This window comes from Bacillus sp. FSL K6-0073 (assembly GCF_038006085.1).
GTDB classification, from domain to species: domain Bacteria; phylum Bacillota; class Bacilli; order Bacillales; family Bacillaceae_G; genus Bacillus_A; species Bacillus_A cereus.
In genome coordinates this window covers 1,275,066-1,292,706 of sequence record NZ_JBBOUN010000001.1, presented here as the reverse complement: position 1 = coordinate 1,292,706, position 17,641 = coordinate 1,275,066, and the positions used below count along the sequence as shown (strand labels likewise).

The following is a 17,641-nucleotide window of genomic DNA, read 5'->3' as shown; positions in this document are numbered from 1 at the left end:
AGAAATATAAATCTCATATGAATTCTATAAAGTGCAGTTTTTGTTCCTCCCCATTGATTATTAGTCCGCAAATAGCAGTATAAAATTTTTTATCTATATTGGTTACGTTACTGATACTCTAATATATAACCAATCTATTAGAGTTAGAATAACGATAAATCATTTCTACAAAAAACGAAACCTATTACGCTTTATATGGTTTATCAAAAACTCCACGAAAATATTTACGGTTATATTCAATTGCAGCATTATTCGGAACATAAGAAGCTGCTAATTCATTGTAATAATATGCTTTATCCTGCTCTCCTAACCTGCTATAACAAATACACATTTGTAAATAGGGTAGCCATGTGTAGCTAGCTGGACTATGGAAAGGACTTTCCGTTGCCATTGGTACTTCCGTAGCAAGTTTAAACCAAAATATCGCTTCATTATATTTTTCTTGTTCCATATATATATATCCTATTCTTGTACAATTCTCTCCTCTAGGGACGTCATACCGAAACGACTTCACACAAGATTCGATTGCCTTCTCCCACATTCCGAGCTTTGCATAGCAATCTCCTAACTTACCACATGCATAAATTTTCTCTTCATACCATCCTTCGTCTTGATTAAGAAATGTTTCATATAGAAGAACTGCATCATCATATTTTTGGTTATCCGTAGATTCATTTGCGTAATAAAATAAATCTCTCGGACTTAATTCTTCACCTGCCGCTACAGTATTTTGAAAAATTTTCAAATTACGATTTGTTACTTTTTTTTCTTTTTTATGTGTAATAGCAACATTACTACTAAAAACCTCACCAGAAATAGCTAAATACTCATGAACCTTTCCAAACCATTGAAATTGTTTTTCACGCTTTACAAGTCGATTTCTTTTTGTACAATATAAAGGTTTCCCGTTAGAATCCATTGCAAGGTGATAAGGCATCGAAACAGCATCAATTTTAGGATCTAATTCTCTTTTTAAAAGTTTCAATGCTTCTTGAGCATCTTCTAATAAGACGTCATCTGCATCTAGCCACAATATATACTCTTGCGTCGCTTTTGAAAAAGAAAAATTTCTTGCTGCTGCAAAATCATCAATCCACTGGAAATCATATATGTTAGAAGTGTATTTCTCTACGATTTCTTTCGTTCGATCGACGGAGCCTGTATCAACCACTATAATTTCATCCACAATTTTTTCAACTGTGTCTAAACAACGGGCTATTGTCTCCTCCTCATCTCGAACAATCATACATAAACTAATTGTAATTCCTTGCTTGTTCAACATAATCACCCTCTTCCAAATCAATCATATGTTATACATATACTAAACTTTCCATTTTTTTAAATTGTTCAAGTAGTTTAAGATTTCTTTTCAATAATTCAAATGTCCGTGTCATTTTCTTTCGGTTTTGCATCTACTATATAATGAACGCTTTATGGAGGTGAATTTATGTCAAATAATAATTATTCAAATGGATTAAATCCCGATGAATCTTTATCAGCTAGTGCATTTGACCCTAATCTTGTAGGACCTACATTACCACCGATACCACCGTTTACCCTTCCGACTGGGCCGACCGGGCCTACGGGACCGACCGGACCTACGGGGCCGACTGTACCTACGGGACCGACTGGGCCGACTGGGCCAACTGGACCTACGGGACCTACGGGACCGACTGGTGACACTGGGACTACTGGACCTACGGGGCCGACTGGTGACACCGGGGCTACTGGACCTACGGGGCCGACTGGTGACACTGGGGCTACTGGACTTACGGGGCCGACTGGTGACACTGGGGCTACTGGACCTACGGGGCCGACTGGTGACACTGGGGCTACTGGACTTACGGGGCCGACTGGTGACACTGGGGCTACTGGACCAACTGGAGCTACTGGACCAACTGGGGCTACTGGACCTACGGGACCTACTGGACCATCAGGACTAGGACTTCCAGCAGGACTATATGCATTTAACTCCGCTGGGATTTCTTTGGATCTTGGACTCAATGCTCCAGTACCATTTAATACTGTTGGATCTCAGTTTGGTACAGCAATTTCTCAATTAGATGCTGATACTTTCGTAATTAGTGAAACTGGATTCTATAAAATTACTGTTATCGTATACACTGCAGCAGTAAGTCTATTAGGAGGTCTTACAATCCAAGTGAACGGAGTACCTGTACCAGGTACTGGAACGAGTTTAATTTCAGTTGGATCACCTATCGTTGTTCAAGCCATTACGCAAATTACGACAACTCCATCATTAGTTGAAGTAATTGTTACAGGACTTGGGTTATCATTAGCTCTTGGCACGAGTGCATCCATTATTATTGAAAAAATTGCTTAATTTTTTACTTAGCAGTAAAACTGATATCAGTTTTACTGCTTTTTCAATTTCAAATTCAATCATGAAACGTTCATTATGTACATAATCATATTGTTGTATGACATTTTGCAGGAGGCACAAATATGGAAAGTAAATCTGCTGTTCAGCTTTACCTCGAATTGCTAAAAAAGACAATTTTATTTGAAATATGGTTAGAATATGAGGCATACTTACCCGCATCTCTACATATTTCGAAAGAACCAGAATTCGAACCAGTTACAGTCCCCCTCCCTTTATTCATTAAGCAATATGCTGAAAACCATAACTTAAAAATTGTAAAACCAAATGTTTCAAAAAGTGAACGCCATGATGGAATGGATTGGCCAAGAGCAGCACATAGCATGATTGGTCGAGAACGTATGAACCAATTACAAGAGGCGATGGAAACCGTTGTTCGTGAAAATATAGAAGGTGATTTTATTGAAACAGGTGTATGGCGCGGAGGATCATGCATTTTTATGAATGGTTTTTTACAAGCAAACAACATTACGGATCGTAATGTGTGGGTTGCAGATTCATTTGAAGGTTTGCCAGCACCGAATCTAGAACAATATCCAAAAGATTACGGTGATTATTTACACACATTCGATTACTTACGCGTCTCTTTAGAACAAGTACAAGAGAATTTCAAAAAATATGATTTACTAAATGATCAAGTGAAATTTTTAAAAGGCTGGTTTAAAGATACTTTACCAACAGCACCAATTGAAAAAATTGCAATTGCACGGCTTGATGGTGATATGTATGAATCCACAATGGATGGTCTCGTGAACTTATATGATAAAGTTTCTAAAGGTGGCTATATAATTATCGATGACTACGGGCTACCACCATGCGCTGAGGCTGTGACAGACTTTAGAAATCAACGGAATTTAAAAGCCCCTATTACTAAAATTGATGTATTTGGTGTTTATTGGAGAAAAGAATAAAAAAGATTTAATCTATAGGAGATTCCATTTTCACTCATTCTTCTCTTACTTCTAATCCAATTAAGTATTCTTTTTCGGAATCTCCCTACATATAACAATTGTTTTCCTGTGTTCTCTCACTACAAATTGAAAATTTTATTAATAGATTTACTGCATCTTCTCATACAAGAAAGGGGTATACTCATGAGCGAACTTAACAAAGAAATGACTTTACTCCCCCCTCCTGAACTCGTCCAATATGTAGGTGGCGACTTCAAAAAAGTTGGAAAAGAGTTCCTAAAGCATTTTATTCAAATTGGCGCTTTAAAACCAAATGAAAAAGTATTAGATGTAGGCTGCGGCGTCGGCCGAATGGCTGTACCATTATTGAATTACTTACATGATGATGGAGCGTATTATGGATTTGATTTGTTTAAAGATGGAATTACTTGGTGTCAAAATAACATTTCAACTATGCGTAATAATTTTCACTTTGAACATGTTGACATATACAATCAATTCTATAATCCAGAAGGAAAAGAAGATGCCTCTCAATATCGTTTTCCCTATGAAGACGGGACATTCGATTTTATCTTTTTAACTTCTGTATTTACGCATCTTCTCCCAAAAGAATTAGAACATTACGTATCTGAAATTGTACGTGTATTAAAAAAAGACGGGAGATGTTTCATTACATTCTTTCTTATAAATCCTGAATCGTCCTATTATTTAAATGCAGGACAAAGTACACTAGGTTTTTATCATCGAATCGAAAATTGCTACGTTGTAAATAAAGATATTCCGAATTTCGCAGTTGCTTATCCTGAAACAGATATTTGCAATCTATTGAATAAGTACGGCCTAGAAATAATCAATAAGCCGCATTACGGTTTATGGTGCGGCAGACATGAATATACAAGTTACCAAGATATTGTTCTTACAAAAAAAAGCTTCTGAAAGGAAGTTATGTATGATAAATGAAAAAAATCCGCCTCTCGTTTCCATCCTTATTCCCACTTATAATCGGCCTCATTATTTCAAAATTGCTCTAGAAAGTGCATTGGCACAAACTTATTCTAATATTGAAATCATCATCGGAGATGATAGTACAAATGATGAAACAGCAACTTTAATACGTGAACAATACTTACCAAATTATAAAAATATAACATACATTCGAAATATCCCTACTCTAGGACAATTTCACAATGACCTTATGCTCATAGAAAAATCAAATGGTGAGTATATAAATTTTTTAATGGACGATGACGTGTTTTATAAGCATAAAATACAAAAAATGATGGCCTATTTTGAGCAAGATCTCAATAAAAACCTTGCTCTTGTTACTTCTTATCGAGTACGTATTGATGATCATGGAAATCTAATAGGTGATTCCCATCCAACACAAAGGTTATATAGTGAAGACACCCCATTAAACGGGATATTTTTAGGTAATTGGATGTTAAAGGGCGGACACAACATTATTGGTGAGCCTACAACTACTTTGTTCCGAAAGGAATTGCTCACTGAACCTTTTGGCACCCTTAAAGAGCGACAATATTCTTGTAGTGTTGATATGGCCTCATGGATTTCTTTACTTTCTAAAGGAAATGCAATATACATTTCTGAGCCTTTAAGTCAATTTCGCTACCATGCTGGACAACAAATACACAATAAGCTCCTTCAAGGTTGTGAAGATTTCACACACCTCGTTATAACAGCAAAAGAATATGGCTTTTTACAAAATACTACAGACTATAGAGCAGCTCTACTTAGTGCTTACCAATGGTGTAAAAGTTCCTTAAAATACTATCTTCATCAACTAGATATTTTTCCTGACGCACATGTACGTCTTTCCCATTGTTTGGATATAATTATTAAAGAGTTAAACAATTAAACTACTCTGCAAAATTAAAAGTGTATGGACTATATGTGAATCATTCGTATAGTTCATACATTCTTTCTCATACTATAAAGTGAAACTTTAATCAGCTCTCACCAATCGGGCTTTTACGGGCAGTTGATCCCCCACCTAACTTCTTCGCTTTCGCTGAATTTTGAGGTAGGGGTCTTACTGCCCATTAATGCGGGATAAAATCCATTACTATAAAGAGCAGTAGAAAGGAATACCTACATTGAAAGATCCAAATTCTCAATATCAAATAGACTACGTATTACTATTTATTTTATTTGCCATTGGGATTGTTAGTTGTTGTGCTATTGCAAGTGCGCAAGCCTCTTTACCGCCATTTTTACAAAACGTCAATTTTGTACTAAAGCAAATCCAATGGTATTTCATTGGATTTATAGCCATTGGTGTTATTATGATTATCGACTTCGATCGTTATCAAAAAATTGCTTGGTATTTGTACAGCTTTGCAATGGTACTACTTATTGGACTAGAACTTCAAGTACCAGGTGCCGTTACAATTAAAGGCGCTACCGCTTGGTACAGGCTCCCAGGCATCGGAAATTTTCAGCCTTCTGAAATTATGAAATTATTTTTAATTATCGTCATTGGACGAATTATAGCAAACCATAATGAGAAATATTTTTCCCAAACAATACATGACGATTTTTTACTACTTGGAAAAATATTTGCAACAAGTTTGCCACCACTACTACTCATCGCAAAGGAACCAGATTTAGGAAATACAATGGTCATTTCAGCGATGCTTGCAGCAATGATACTAGTTTCTGGCATACGATGGCGTTTTATTTTCGGATTAGTTTCAGCTACTTTCGTGGCTGGATCTACATTAATATATATTTTTTTTACTCACACAGATTTCTTTAAAGCACATATTTTAAAAGAATATCAATTAAATCGCTTCTACGGATGGTTAGCACCTTACAAATATGATGCACAAGGATATCAATTAAGACAAGCATTCTTAGCGACTGGATCCGGAGAAATGCAAGGAAAAGGGTGGGAAAATGGACAAGTATATTTTCCAGAACCACATACAGATTTTATTTTCACTAATGTCGCTGAACAATTTGGATTTCTAGGCGCAAGTGTCATTATTTCTCTTTTTTTCTTACTCATTTTTCGAATGATTCATATTGCTTTAGAAAGTAATGACCCTTTTGGTAGTTACATTTGCGCTGGTACAATCGGAATGTTTACTTTCCAAGTATTCCAAAATATCGGGATGACAATCGGATTACTTCCCATTACAGGGATAACATTACCTCTTATGAGCTACGGAGGAAGTTCACTGCTTACATACATGATTGCGATTGGGTTCATTTTAAATGTTCGCTCAAGAACGAAAATCTTTATGTTTAAATGAACAACACAAAAACGCTATATTTTTATCTCTATCCTTTTTTAGATATACTAATGAAAAATACGATGGAGGTTTAAATATGAAATATGACATTATAGGAGATATTCATGGATGTTTCCAAGAGTTTCAAAATTTAACAGAGAAGCTAGGATATAACTGGAGTAGCGGTCTACCGGTTCATCCTGACCAACGCAAACTTGCATTCGTTGGCGATATTACAGACCGTGGTCCTCATTCATTACGTATGATTGAAATTGTATGGGAACTTGTCATACATAAAAAAGAAGCTTATTACGCTCCTGGAAATCACTGTAATAAACTATATCGATTTTTCCTTGGGCGTAATGTAACAGTCGCTCACGGACTTGAAACAACTGTTGCTGAATATGAGGCACTTCCTTCTCATAAGCAAAACATTATAAAAGAAAAGTTTATCACTCTTTATGAACAATCACCACTCTACCACATACTAGACGAAAAAAGAGTAATCGTATGTCACGCTGGGATTCGGCAAGATTTCATAGGAAGACGAGATAAAAAAGTACAAACCTTTGTATTATATGGCGATATTACAGGAGAAAAGCATGCCGATGGCTCACCGGTCCGTCGCGATTGGGCGCAAGAATACAAGGGACAAGCTTGGATTGTATATGGACATACACCAGTAGCAGAACCTCGATTCGTCAATCAGACAGTCAATATTGATACTGGTGCTGTATTTGGTGGCAAATTAACCGGATTACGTTATCCTGAAATGGAGACTATCTCTGTCCCTTCTTCTTTACCTTTTGTCGCTGAGAAATTCCGTCCAATTTCATAACTACCTTACTTAGCATTATTTAGGCAGATTTCATATAAAACTAGGTAAAGTAATTAAAAAAAGATGCAATAAAGTGCATCTTTTTTTAATTACCCTACATATAATGTCGCAGGAGGTGACAGAATGAAGAAAAAATCTTCTAAACAAAAAAGAAAATTCCCCCCTTTATATCTGCCCATGTACGGAATTAACAACTGGTGTAGTATTCGGGCTGCAGCGATAGAAGAACTGGAAGAACAAGAGTCATCAAAAAAAAGCAAAGTAAAACCAACATATGTCTCTTTAGAAAATGCTGTGATGAGCCGCATAATCGATCGCAGAAAAATAAAGATGCAACAAAAAAATAAACAGCTTTCAAATCAAGATGAACAGATACTACATTCTAACCAAACAGAAGAAAAGACGGAAGAAAATATTTCTGTAGCAATGAATAAAAAAGTGGAACCAGAAATTCCAGCTGCTATTATAAACAAAGTAAAAAAAATAAAAGAAGCATTAGCTTCATCAAATGATATACAAATTGAAAAACCACTCATAATTGAGACACCTACACCTGAAAATACAAAAGTTAAAAGGGGCGGCCGATATGCATATGCAGAGGGGCTTCACTCTCATGCGGAGGGCATGGCAGCACATGCGGAAGGCTTATTAACACACGCAAAAGGTTCTTTCTCTCATGCAGAAGGATCAAACTCAAAAGCAACTGGACATAGTTCACATAGTGAGGGAAGTGAAACGACAGCAGGCGGGGCTTATTCTCATGCGGAGGGTAAACAGACGATTGCTTTAGGCGAAGCAGCACACGCAGAAGGAACCGCAACTATCGCTAACGGATCCTCTTCTCATGCGGAAGGTCATCATACATCAACAGCTCATTTTGCAGGTAGCCATATTATGGGGCGCTTCGGCACTGCAGAAGAAGCTTATTCTTGGTTTATTGCAAATGGTGTAAGCGACACCGACCATAATATCGGGGCTAAATGGCTTGCTCATAATGGAGAAATGTACATTGAGGGCGCGTCTTACAATGCAAGCGGAACGGATTTTGCACAAATGTTTGAAACCGAAGGTCATAAACCTATTGATGTCGGTTATTTCGTTACATTTAGTAGCGAAGAAAAAATTCGGATAGCTACTTCACACGATTCGTTCATTTTAGGAATATCTAGTGCAACCCCTGCCCTTATAGGAAATAGCGGGGCTTTAAGTTGGCAAAAACGTTATAAAACAGATAACTTTGGAAAACGCCAATATGTATGGACGGAAGCCGAAGAAATACAACCTCTTTTAAATACAGAATGGGATCCAACTTGCAAATATGTAGCAAGAAAGGATCGCGCCGAGTGGCTTCCTGTCGGATTAATTGGACAAATGTTAGTACGTGATGACGGCACTTGCGAAGCACATGGATATTGTCGTCCAAATGACAATGGCATTGCTACAAAAGCCGAAAATGGATTTTTCGTTATAAAGCGTACGGGTGAAAATCAAATTTTAATATTATTCCGCTAAGAAAAAAGGGAACAAAATTCTTTATAATATAAGAATTTTGTTCCCTTTTTAAGTATGCCGCAACACTTCTTGCATATCGCTTGGAAGCTTTATAGTGAAAGACATCTCTTTCTCTAAAATAGGATGATAAAACGTCAAAGATTTACTATGAAGTGCTTGCCGTTTCATGTCATCCCTTCCCCCTCCATATAAGCTATCACCAAGTAACGGATGCCCTATATGAGCCATATGCACACGAATTTGATGCGTTCTTCCTGTCTCAAGCTCAAGCGCTACATGTGTCTTATAATATGTACTATCAATTACCTTAAAATGAGTAACTGCCCTTTGTCCATCCTCACAAACCGTTCGCTCAATAATGCTATCAGATTTTCGACCAATTGGTGCATCAATCATTCCTTCTCGTTCTACAATCTTTCCGTGAACAATTGCTTCATACGTTCGTTTCACAGCTTTTTGTTGATGCTGCTTCGATAAAAGATGATGTACGAAACGATTTTTTGCAATAAGCATAAGCCCCGAAGTATCACGATCTAAACGTGTTACGATGTGCACTGTACTTGCAAGGTGCTGCTTATCATAATGAGATAAAAGCGCATTGGCAACACTCCTTGTCGGATGTTCTCTAGACGGAATCGTTGACATGTTCGCCTCTTTATTAATGATAAGAACCGCTTCATCTTCATATACAATGCTTAAAGGGATATCTTCTGCCCTCATCCCTTCACTTCTTTCCTCAACTGGAAAAAAGACACGTAATTCTTCACCAGCACGCAACTGATGACGAACACTCGCATGGTGACCATTTACTTCAATTGCCCCGCCGTGAAACTTTATATCCGTTAAAGCGGCTTTAGAAATACCTTTCGTTTTCAAAAATTCCCTAACTAAAGTTCCCTCTTCAGCCGGCCCTATATCCCATTTCAATGTAAATCTGTTCAAATATATAACCCTTTCTATTTATCTGCAACAAACGAGTCACGAACTCGTTTCCAGAACGGGAATGGACGGAAACGAACAAATCGTACTTTCTCGTTTGCGACGCGATACTGGATTGATTTCACATCTTGATGAACCATCGTTAAATGATCCACTGTAATTTGTAAGTTCATTCCTGCAGCTGGCTTTAACACACATGTATGATGCTTCGGCAATACGAGCGGCGATCCTACAGTACGAAATACACGATTGTTAATGGACGCCATTTCTGCAATTTGTATCGCTTCAATAGATGGGTGAATAATCGCTCCGCCAAGCGCTTTATTATACGCGGTACTTCCTGAAGGAGTAGAGATACAAAGGCCGTCTCCGCGGAATGTTTCAAAATATTCTCCGCGTATTTCTACTTCTGTTACTAATGTACCTTCTGCACTTTTTACAGTCGCCTCATTCATCGCTAAATACTGTGACTCTTTACTTCCATTCACATAGCGAATAATAACTTCTAAAAGCGGATATTCCACCACTTGGAATGGTGTTTTCGCAATTGCAATTACTAATTTCTCTACTTCTGTCGGTAACCAATCTGCATAGAAACCTAGATGTCCTGTATGTACACCAACAAATGCTGTTTCATCCAATCGATTATAATAACGATGAAACGCATATAAAAGCGTTCCATCTCCCCCAACAGAAATTACAATATCGGGTTCCTTTTCATCCATTATAAATCCAAAATCTAGCAAGTACTCTTTCATCGTGCTTGCCAGTGTATCTGATGATTGATCTCCCTTTGACATAATTGTAAATTTCATCGCCCAACACCCTTTAGTTTATGATTCAGAATCTTTCGTTTCTTGCTTTCTTGAAAAAGCCTTTTGCGCTTCTTGAATTTCAAGACGAATAGAAGACATTTCTTCATCTAATAAAAACGCCGCTTCAGCTGCACGTTGCAACCTTATTTTAATATCTTCAGGAAAACGTCCACTATATTTATAATTTAAAGAATGCTCAATTGTTGCCCAAAAGTTCATTGCTAGCGTGCGTATTTGGATTTCTACCAATACTTTTTGTTCACCCTGAATCGTTTGAACAGGATAACTAATGACAACATGATAAGAACGATAACCGCTATCTTTCTTTTGCGTAACATAATCACGTTCTTCCACGATTTCAAAGTCATTTCGTTTTCGAAGATATTCTACAACAGGCTTAATCTCATCAACAAATTGACACATCATTCTAAGCCCAGCAATATCCTGCATATCTTCTCTCAATCGGTCTAGCGGTACATTTCTCTTCTCCGCTTTATCAATAATACTTGCAACCGACTTTACCCTTCCTGTTACAAACTCAATTGGAGAATGCTCTGTTAACATTGCAAATTGAGTACGCATTCCTTTTAGTTTCACTTTCAGCTCTGCCACCGCTTGGTGGTAAGGTGCTAAAAATTCTTCCCAATTTCGATTCATTTCAACCACCACCAAAATCAATCCATTTGCTTATAGAAATACTTTTTCTACAGCAGTTACTAGTTCTTCTCCGTAATTTGCATTACCTTCAATATTTTCAACTAAATATTCTACTTCTTCTTTTAATCCTTCTAATTCCATTTCAATGTCATTCACGCGAACGAACATAACCACATCGTTATTCATCGCTTCATGCATTGCTTCCCAGCATGTGTGCGGAATACTTACATAAATGAAAGATGATTCATTTTCTAAGATATATAAAAATGATAAATTGTCTGAGTCTACAAGTACGTGATTACGCGCACTTAACTCCTTTACCTCTATTTCACTATTTTCCGCACAAAAAATAAGAGCATTCTCTCTCTTTTCTACGCTCTTAACTTGGATTTTATTTTGCATGCTCTAACTCCTCCATCTCAACTTCCTGTCTTACTTAACAGTATTATTGTATCATAACATGGACGCAAACAAATAAAACATTGAACCAAATTTATGAAAAAGCGATAATGTGTAAAGAATTATTTTTCAAAAGGAGATTATACAATGACACAAGAAATTGAAATTGAATTCAAAAATATCGTTACAAAAGAAGAATTCGATACATTATGTAAATCGTTTTCTATTGAAGCATTTACAAAACAAGTGAATCACTACTTTGAAACACCTGACTTCTCGTTAAAAGAAGCTGGCTCTGCACTTCGTATTCGTCATAAAGGAGAAACTTATACGTTAACGTTGAAACAACCTGCAGAAATCGGTTTATTAGAAACGCATCAAGTCGTAACAGAAGACGAAGCAAAAATGATGATGGAAACAAACACAATCATTCAAGGAGCAGTAGTAGATCAATTACACAAATTACAAATTCCTGTTTCTGCTTTAACATATATGGGTAGTTTAACAACAGAAAGAGCAGAAACATTATTTAAAGGCGGAACGCTTGTCTTTGATCATAGTTTCTATTACAATCACGATGATTATGAAATTGAATTTGAAGTGCAAGATGAAGAAACAGGAAAAGCTGCATTTATTGATTTATTAACGCAACATAACATACCTATTCGCCATACAAATAACAAAGTAAAACGCTTTTTCCTTGCCAAACAAAACAAAGCACGCTAAAGTGAAAATTCCACTAGTGAATATGTTTCACTAGTGGATACATCTCACTAAAAAAGTTTACACCCGTAGAATAAGCAAAGAGTCTTTGAGAAGGCTGTTTATTTGCCCTCTCGAACATTCCATTGCTACAATAGATATACATTTCATGGAAAAAGGAGTTTATAAAGGATGAGCAAGCAACCGATGACACCATTTGAAGCAATTGGCGGTGAACAATGCATTGCAATATTAGTAGATACATTTTATTCCTATGTCAGTAAACACCCTGACTTATCTCCCATCTTCCCGGAAGATTTAACAGAAACCGCTAGGAAGCAGAAGCAATTTTTAACACAATATTTAGGTGGTCCTAATTTGTACACTGAAGAACATGGTCATCCTATGTTAAGAGCGCGCCATCTCCCGTTTGAGATTACCCCGAAACGAGCAGAGGCTTGGCTATCATGTATGGAGCAAGCAATGGATGATACTGGAGTGCATGGTCATATAAGAGAGTTTGTTTTTGAACGTTTAGCATTAACCGCTCAGCATATGGTTAATACTCCAAACGAAACAGGTGAAGTGTAATGGATAAGCAGGAAGCAAAGCATATAAATATGCCATCTCCTTCCGCATGTGAGCATAAGTCTGTAGAAGCATATTTATTTATTGATCCACTTTGTAAAGATTGCTGGGAAATTGAGCCTTTTATTATTAAACTATGGCTTGAATACGGGAAATACTTCTCTATTCGTCATATCGTAACAGGAAAAGTGGATGGAACGAACGCTTCCTCACACAAATGGAATAAACCTGCTAATATTCGATTTGTGTGGGAAAAGACAACCAGTTTACAAGGTTTTTCATGTGATGGAAAGGTACATATGCAAGAAGCATCGTCAACACCATATTTAGTTTCGATGGCAATTAAGGCAGCGGAGTTGCAAGGCCGAAAAGCAGGTTCGAAGTTTTTGCGAAAACTCCAAGAATACATTTTCCTTGAAAATGTATCAAACCCTGACTGCGAACTATTACTTGCATGTGCGAGAGATAGCAATATTGATGTAGAAGAATTTAAAAAAGATCTACATTCTGCTAGTGCAAAAAAAGCTTTCCAATGTGACTTGAAATTCACGAATGAAATGCATATTACAGAAATACCTTCCCTCGTCTTTTTTCATGCGAACTCAGATGAAGAAGGTATTAAAATCGCTGGAAATTATTCCTACGATGTATACGTACAATTATTGAAAGAACTTGTAAAATGTGAAATTGAGCCAGAACCATTACCACCTTTAGAAGTGCTACTAGAAGCAACACAATTTATATCTTCAAAAGAAGTAGCATTTATTTATGACTGTCCGCAACAAGAAATTGAACGCGAACTAAAAAAATTACAACTGAAACGAAAAGTACAAATGATAGAAGTAAAATGCGAACGTTATTGGAAATGGATAGCAAAAGAAAAAGACCTGGTGTAAACACCAGGTCTTCTTCTTTACGGCTTATAAAAATATTAAAGGGGATGGGAGAAATTTTCACGTTCAAACAAAGGGGTATATGTTTGTATGTGAATTCGTTCACGCTTATTATATTACAAGATTCGACGTCAGATGACAACCCCTTTTGTCGAATTTCACACTTTTGTCACATTCTAAACGTTTTCATTTTTGAATAAGCTATAAAAAAGGTCATTTAGGGGGTTTATTTATGAAAAAATCTTATATTGCTCTTCTCTTTCTAGCTGTCATCGTTTCTTTTTTCTTGTACATCCTCTCTCTACTACAAGCTTTTCCTAAAATTATTGCCTTACCTCTTTTATTCGGAATCATCGTTATCACACTCTCTTATTTCAATTATAAAAAACGATTCAAAGGGTTTTAATTTCAAAAATCAGCCGTAAAGCTATCCTTTCAGTTAGAAAAAACAAAGAAATCCACCTTTCTCTTCAACAAATATCGACATTAAATCTATTCAACAAAAAAGACGAGGATACAATCCCTCGTCTTTTTTCATTACTTTTCTTCAAATAATAATGCTTCTAATTCATTTAATTTCTCTTCAAATACTTGTAGCGCCTCTTTTACTGGTTCAGGAGATGCCATATCTACTCCTGCTTTTTTCAGCACTTCAATTGGATAATCAGAGCTTCCTGCTTTTAAGAACTCGTTAATATAACGTTCTACTGCTGGTTGTCCTTCTTCTAAAATCTGTTTAGATAGAGCTGTCGCTGCACTAAATCCTGTTGCGTATTGATATACGTAATAGTTGTAGTAGAAGTGTGGAATACGAGACCATTCTAAACCAATCTCTTCGTCGATTACTAAAGCGTCACCAAAATATTTCTTATTTAAATCGTAGTAAATTTCCGTTAGCATGTCTGGCGTAACAGCATGTCCTTCTTGTACTTTCTTATGAATAATATGTTCAAACTCTGCAAACATCGTTTGACGGAATACAGTACCACGGAACCCTTCTAAATAATGATTTAATAAATATAGACGCTCTTTCTTATCTTCTGTCGTTTTTAATAAATAATCATTTAGAAGCGCTTCATTACAAGTAGATGCCACTTCTGCTACGAAGATGGAATAATCACCATATACGTGCGGTTGTGTTTTTCTTGTATAGTAACTATGCACCGAATGACCAAACTCATGAGCAAGTGTAAATAAATTATTTACATTATCATGCCAGTTCATTAAAATATACGGATTTGTTCCATATGCACCAGATGAATATGCACCGCTTCGTTTTCCTTTATTCTCATACACATCTACCCAGCGATTTTCATATGCCTCTTTCAAAATATCAACATATTCATCACCAAGTACGTTTAAAGATTTTAATAAAAGGTCTTGCGCTTCTTCGTATTTCACATTCATTTTCACTTCTGGTACAAGTGGTGTATATAAATCATACATATGAAGCTCATCAAGTCCTAGTGCACGCTTACGAATATCGATGTAACGGTGTAATAAATGTAAGTTGTCATTTACTGTTTCAACGAGTTGATCGTATACTGCTTCCGGAATATTATTATTGCTCAGTGCAGCTTGGCGAGCAGAATCATATTTACGAACACGCGCATTGAAATTATTACGTTTTACTGCTCCGCTTAACGTACTCGCGAATGTGTTTTTAAATTTTCCGTACGTTTCATATACAGCTTTAAATGCATCTTTGCGAACACGAGGATCATCACTTTCTAAAAACTGAATGTAACGGCCATGTGTAATTTCTATTTCTTCTCCGTCTTCCCCTTTAATAGATGGGAATTTTAAATCCGCGTTATTCAACATACCGAATGTATTGCTTGATGAACTCATTACTTCAGATGCTTCCGCTAATAAAGCTTCCTCAGCTTCTGATAATACGTGCGGGCGTTGACGTGTAATTTCTTCTAATGCATGTTCATATACACTTAAATCTCTATTTTCCTTCAAGAATGTTTGCAGTGTATCTTCTGAAATCGATAAAATTTCAGGCACAATATACGCTGTGCTGCTAGATACTTGTGAATATAAATTTGTTGCGCGATCATTTAATGCTTGATATACAGAGTTTGTTGTATCTTGATCGTAACGCATATGAGCATATGTATATAACTTACCTAATCGCATTGAAATTTCATCTTCATATTGCAATGCCTCAAGTAAATTGTCCGCAGAGTCACCAAGTTTCCCTTTAAATTCAGTTAACTTCGGCAATAGCTCTTTAATAGCTTGGAATTCTTTTTCCCATTCTGCATCCGTTTGGAAAATATCTTCTAATCGCCACGTACTTGCTTCTTCAATCTCGTTGCGATCTGGTAATGCTTTCGCTTTGTTTTGTTCAGACATTCTTTAAGCCCTCCTTTAAATATCTCTACTTAAGTACAATTCGTTTTTTTCTTATGTAATTCCTTCACAATCATTCTTTATTATATCCCCTTTTCCTCCTCTCATGTTAAAATTCACCTCAAATAAAGATAGCGCATGTATTAAGCAAATCTCATCATGTTTCATAATTTCCTCCTCTGTTTTTAACATCACGATATCCCTTATTTTCCGGTATGTATAAGTTCCCACTTTACGCAAAACACCTATATAGCATAAAAATGTCATATATTCAGTAACTGCCACTTTCCATATGTGCTTTGAAAAGTACGGAAGTATCCGCCTTTTCGTATACCTTTTTACATAACTACACACGTATTGAAGAGAAATACACTCTCCTACTGCAAGCTCCCCTACACACTTCATATATAGGAAAGCTTGCCATATAAATGGGCTTGTTTGTAAAGCAAATGCAGAAGGGAGTGGAACACCAATTTCAGAAGGAAAGCTTGCTGGGGTACATTTAAATTGATATAAGAGGCGTAATAATGACTTATAATTATAATTCCAAATCGGCAGGGCATTTTTGCGGAAGTAGTTCTTTCTCTTCTTCCACTCTTCACCCAATCTTTCTTTCCCGAAAGGCACGGGAGAAAAAAGAATTTCAAAAGTAGTCGTATCAGTTGGTAAATATATAGTATGTGAGAAAAAGACATTTGTAGAAAAGGGAGTGACAAATGCACATTTCATAAATGATTTTTGTTTCGGACAGAAGAAAATAAGAAGTGGCTGAGGATAAGATTGTAAGGAGAAAGCCATAAGTGAGGAAAATTTCATCCAATATGCAGATTGCCTTTTTAATTGATTTCCACCAACGATCCAAATGACCTGTATACCAGCTTGCCAATACGAATATGTTCTTTTGTACAGCTGCTCTATAGCGAGGTTTGCACATTGGTATTCAATTGCAATTTTTCTGCCCGCCCTCTCTACAAAAACATCTGGTCGTTGCTTAATTTCTGGAAGGTAGTACTCTATATCCACCTGAAAGTTTTGACGCTTAAACCATCTATATAACAATTCTTTACCATGCATATGATACGTTGATTCCGCTTCATAAAAGGCAAGACATGAATTCACTTTTTTATGAGCAAAATGCCAACTTTTTTGTTTCCCTAATTTCATTTGCACTTCCTTTCCACAAGCTACACAAAAGAATCGTTCTTGTTGACGCATACGGCGCAAAAGCTCTTCATTACAATTATAGAGTAAATGAATTTTTTCTCCGTTTTCTCTTTTAGCGATAAATATCGTAATCACACCCTTTCAGCTCCTTATATTCTACAATTTGTTACAAATTCCTTTTAAAAAAAGAGATGTCCCAATTTCGGA

Annotated in this window: 18 protein-coding genes; 11 read left to right on the top strand and 7 right to left on the bottom strand. The window is 36.4% G+C overall.

Features of this window, described 5'->3' with window-relative positions; genetic code table 11:
* Positions 1-184: 184 nt before the first annotated feature.
* Entirely contained in the window at positions 185-1,282 is a 1,098-nt protein-coding gene (locus MHB52_RS06775; RefSeq protein WP_000932907.1) for a glycosyltransferase, read from the bottom strand.
* Between the two features lie 165 nt (positions 1,283-1,447).
* Between MHB52_RS06775 and MHB52_RS06770 the strand changes: the two genes are divergently transcribed.
* From MHB52_RS06770 to MHB52_RS06740, 7 genes are all read left to right on the top strand, one after another.
* The gene (locus MHB52_RS06770; protein ID WP_063264011.1) at positions 1,448-2,344 is read left to right on the top strand and encodes a BclA C-terminal domain-containing protein; all 897 of its coding nucleotides are present in this window, start codon (positions 1,448-1,450) and stop codon (positions 2,342-2,344) included.
* A gap of 122 nt (positions 2,345-2,466) precedes the next feature.
* The gene (locus MHB52_RS06765) at positions 2,467-3,312 is read left to right on the top strand and encodes a TylF/MycF family methyltransferase (protein WP_000444389.1); all 846 of its coding nucleotides are present in this window, start codon (positions 2,467-2,469) and stop codon (positions 3,310-3,312) included.
* A gap of 183 nt (positions 3,313-3,495) precedes the next feature.
* Positions 3,496-4,248 (top strand): class I SAM-dependent methyltransferase, encoded by a 753-nt coding sequence (locus MHB52_RS06760; RefSeq protein ID WP_001292836.1) that lies wholly within the window; start codon positions 3,496-3,498, stop codon positions 4,246-4,248.
* Positions 4,249-4,261: 13 nt separating this feature from the next.
* The gene (locus tag MHB52_RS06755) at positions 4,262-5,188 is read left to right on the top strand and encodes a glycosyltransferase family 2 protein (protein WP_061664361.1); all 927 of its coding nucleotides are present in this window, start codon (positions 4,262-4,264) and stop codon (positions 5,186-5,188) included.
* A 238-nt stretch (positions 5,189-5,426) separates the two neighbouring features.
* Positions 5,427-6,587, top strand: a complete 1,161-nt coding sequence (locus MHB52_RS06750) for an FtsW/RodA/SpoVE family cell cycle protein (protein WP_061664358.1) — start codon at positions 5,427-5,429, stop codon at positions 6,585-6,587.
* 76 nt (positions 6,588-6,663) lie between these two features.
* Positions 6,664-7,404, top strand: a complete 741-nt coding sequence (prpE, locus tag MHB52_RS06745; protein ID WP_044795510.1) for a bis(5'-nucleosyl)-tetraphosphatase PrpE — start codon at positions 6,664-6,666, stop codon at positions 7,402-7,404.
* A gap of 123 nt (positions 7,405-7,527) precedes the next feature.
* A complete protein-coding gene (locus MHB52_RS06740; protein WP_044795511.1) occupies positions 7,528-8,916 on the top strand; it encodes a peptidase G2 autoproteolytic cleavage domain-containing protein in 1,389 nt (462 codons plus the stop codon).
* A 48-nt stretch (positions 8,917-8,964) separates the two neighbouring features.
* Here MHB52_RS06740 and MHB52_RS06735 read toward each other — a convergent pair whose 3' ends face one another.
* Genes MHB52_RS06735 through MHB52_RS06720 form a run of 4 tightly spaced genes read right to left on the bottom strand, consistent with a single transcriptional unit; the run spans position 8,965 to position 11,729 of the window.
* Complete coding sequence (locus MHB52_RS06735; RefSeq protein ID WP_016117420.1) at positions 8,965-9,858, bottom strand: RluA family pseudouridine synthase; 894 nt, start codon at positions 9,856-9,858, stop codon at positions 8,965-8,967.
* A gap of 14 nt (positions 9,859-9,872) precedes the next feature.
* Positions 9,873-10,670 (bottom strand): NAD kinase, encoded by a 798-nt coding sequence (locus MHB52_RS06730; protein ID WP_000673190.1) that lies wholly within the window; start codon positions 10,668-10,670, stop codon positions 9,873-9,875.
* Between the two features lie 18 nt (positions 10,671-10,688).
* Positions 10,689-11,327, bottom strand: a complete 639-nt coding sequence (locus MHB52_RS06725; RefSeq protein WP_001081482.1) for a GTP pyrophosphokinase — start codon at positions 11,325-11,327, stop codon at positions 10,689-10,691.
* 30 nt (positions 11,328-11,357) lie between these two features.
* Positions 11,358-11,729: a UPF0738 family protein gene (locus MHB52_RS06720; RefSeq protein WP_001180003.1), complete on the bottom strand. Its 372-nt coding sequence runs from the start codon at positions 11,727-11,729 to the stop codon at positions 11,358-11,360.
* Positions 11,730-11,873: 144 nt separating this feature from the next.
* Here MHB52_RS06720 and MHB52_RS06715 point away from each other — a divergent pair, with 144 nt between their 5' ends.
* The 4 genes from MHB52_RS06715 (at position 11,874) to MHB52_RS06700 (ending at position 14,315) form a co-directional block, all read left to right on the top strand.
* The gene (locus MHB52_RS06715; protein ID WP_061664359.1) at positions 11,874-12,452 is read left to right on the top strand and encodes a CYTH domain-containing protein; all 579 of its coding nucleotides are present in this window, start codon (positions 11,874-11,876) and stop codon (positions 12,450-12,452) included.
* Positions 12,453-12,620: 168 nt separating this feature from the next.
* Complete coding sequence (locus tag MHB52_RS06710) at positions 12,621-13,019, top strand: globin domain-containing protein (protein WP_000043386.1); 399 nt, start codon at positions 12,621-12,623, stop codon at positions 13,017-13,019.
* The gene (locus MHB52_RS06705; RefSeq protein WP_000360656.1) at positions 13,019-13,912 is read left to right on the top strand and encodes a ClpXP adapter SpxH family protein; all 894 of its coding nucleotides are present in this window, start codon (positions 13,019-13,021) and stop codon (positions 13,910-13,912) included. Before MHB52_RS06710 ends, MHB52_RS06705 begins: the two co-directional genes overlap by 1 nt.
* Positions 13,913-14,141: 229 nt before the next feature.
* The gene (locus MHB52_RS06700) at positions 14,142-14,315 is read left to right on the top strand and encodes a hypothetical protein (protein WP_000750355.1); all 174 of its coding nucleotides are present in this window, start codon (positions 14,142-14,144) and stop codon (positions 14,313-14,315) included.
* Positions 14,316-14,446: 131 nt separating this feature from the next.
* Here the strand turns inward: MHB52_RS06700 and pepF are convergent, their stop codons facing one another.
* On the bottom strand, positions 14,447-16,273 hold the full coding sequence (gene pepF, locus MHB52_RS06695; RefSeq protein WP_000003348.1) for an oligoendopeptidase F: 1,827 nt from the start codon (positions 16,271-16,273) through the stop codon (positions 14,447-14,449).
* A 51-nt stretch (positions 16,274-16,324) separates the two neighbouring features.
* A complete protein-coding gene (locus MHB52_RS06690) occupies positions 16,325-17,569 on the bottom strand; it encodes a competence protein CoiA (RefSeq protein WP_061664360.1) in 1,245 nt (414 codons plus the stop codon).
* Positions 17,570-17,641: the final 72 nt, after the last annotated feature.

Bases quoted from the DNA above. Each gene is read 5' to 3' on its own strand.
- MHB52_RS06730 (WP_000673190.1), bottom strand. From the start codon at position 10,670: ATGAAATTTACAATTATGTCAAAGGGAGATCAATCATCAGATACACTG.
- MHB52_RS06720 (WP_001180003.1), bottom strand. From the start codon at position 11,729: ATGCAAAATAAAATCCAAGTTAAGAGCGTAGAAAAGAGAGAGAATGCT.
- MHB52_RS06725 (WP_001081482.1), bottom strand. From the start codon at position 11,327: ATGAATCGAAATTGGGAAGAATTTTTAGCACCTTACCACCAAGCGGTG.
- MHB52_RS06775 (WP_000932907.1), bottom strand. From the start codon at position 1,282: ATGTTGAACAAGCAAGGAATTACAATTAGTTTATGTATGATTGTTCGA.
- MHB52_RS06770 (WP_063264011.1), top strand. From the start codon at position 1,448: ATGTCAAATAATAATTATTCAAATGGATTAAATCCCGATGAATCTTTA.
- pepF (WP_000003348.1), bottom strand. From the start codon at position 16,273: ATGTCTGAACAAAACAAAGCGAAAGCATTACCAGATCGCAACGAGATT.
- MHB52_RS06710 (WP_000043386.1), top strand. From the start codon at position 12,621: ATGAGCAAGCAACCGATGACACCATTTGAAGCAATTGGCGGTGAACAA.
- MHB52_RS06755 (WP_061664361.1), top strand. From the start codon at position 4,262: ATGATAAATGAAAAAAATCCGCCTCTCGTTTCCATCCTTATTCCCACT.
- prpE (WP_044795510.1), top strand. From the start codon at position 6,664: ATGAAATATGACATTATAGGAGATATTCATGGATGTTTCCAAGAGTTT.
- MHB52_RS06760 (WP_001292836.1), top strand. From the start codon at position 3,496: ATGAGCGAACTTAACAAAGAAATGACTTTACTCCCCCCTCCTGAACTC.
- MHB52_RS06765 (WP_000444389.1), top strand. From the start codon at position 2,467: ATGGAAAGTAAATCTGCTGTTCAGCTTTACCTCGAATTGCTAAAAAAG.
- MHB52_RS06740 (WP_044795511.1), top strand. From the start codon at position 7,528: ATGAAGAAAAAATCTTCTAAACAAAAAAGAAAATTCCCCCCTTTATAT.
- MHB52_RS06700 (WP_000750355.1), top strand. From the start codon at position 14,142: ATGAAAAAATCTTATATTGCTCTTCTCTTTCTAGCTGTCATCGTTTCT.
- MHB52_RS06715 (WP_061664359.1), top strand. From the start codon at position 11,874: ATGACACAAGAAATTGAAATTGAATTCAAAAATATCGTTACAAAAGAA.
- MHB52_RS06705 (WP_000360656.1), top strand. From the start codon at position 13,019: ATGGATAAGCAGGAAGCAAAGCATATAAATATGCCATCTCCTTCCGCA.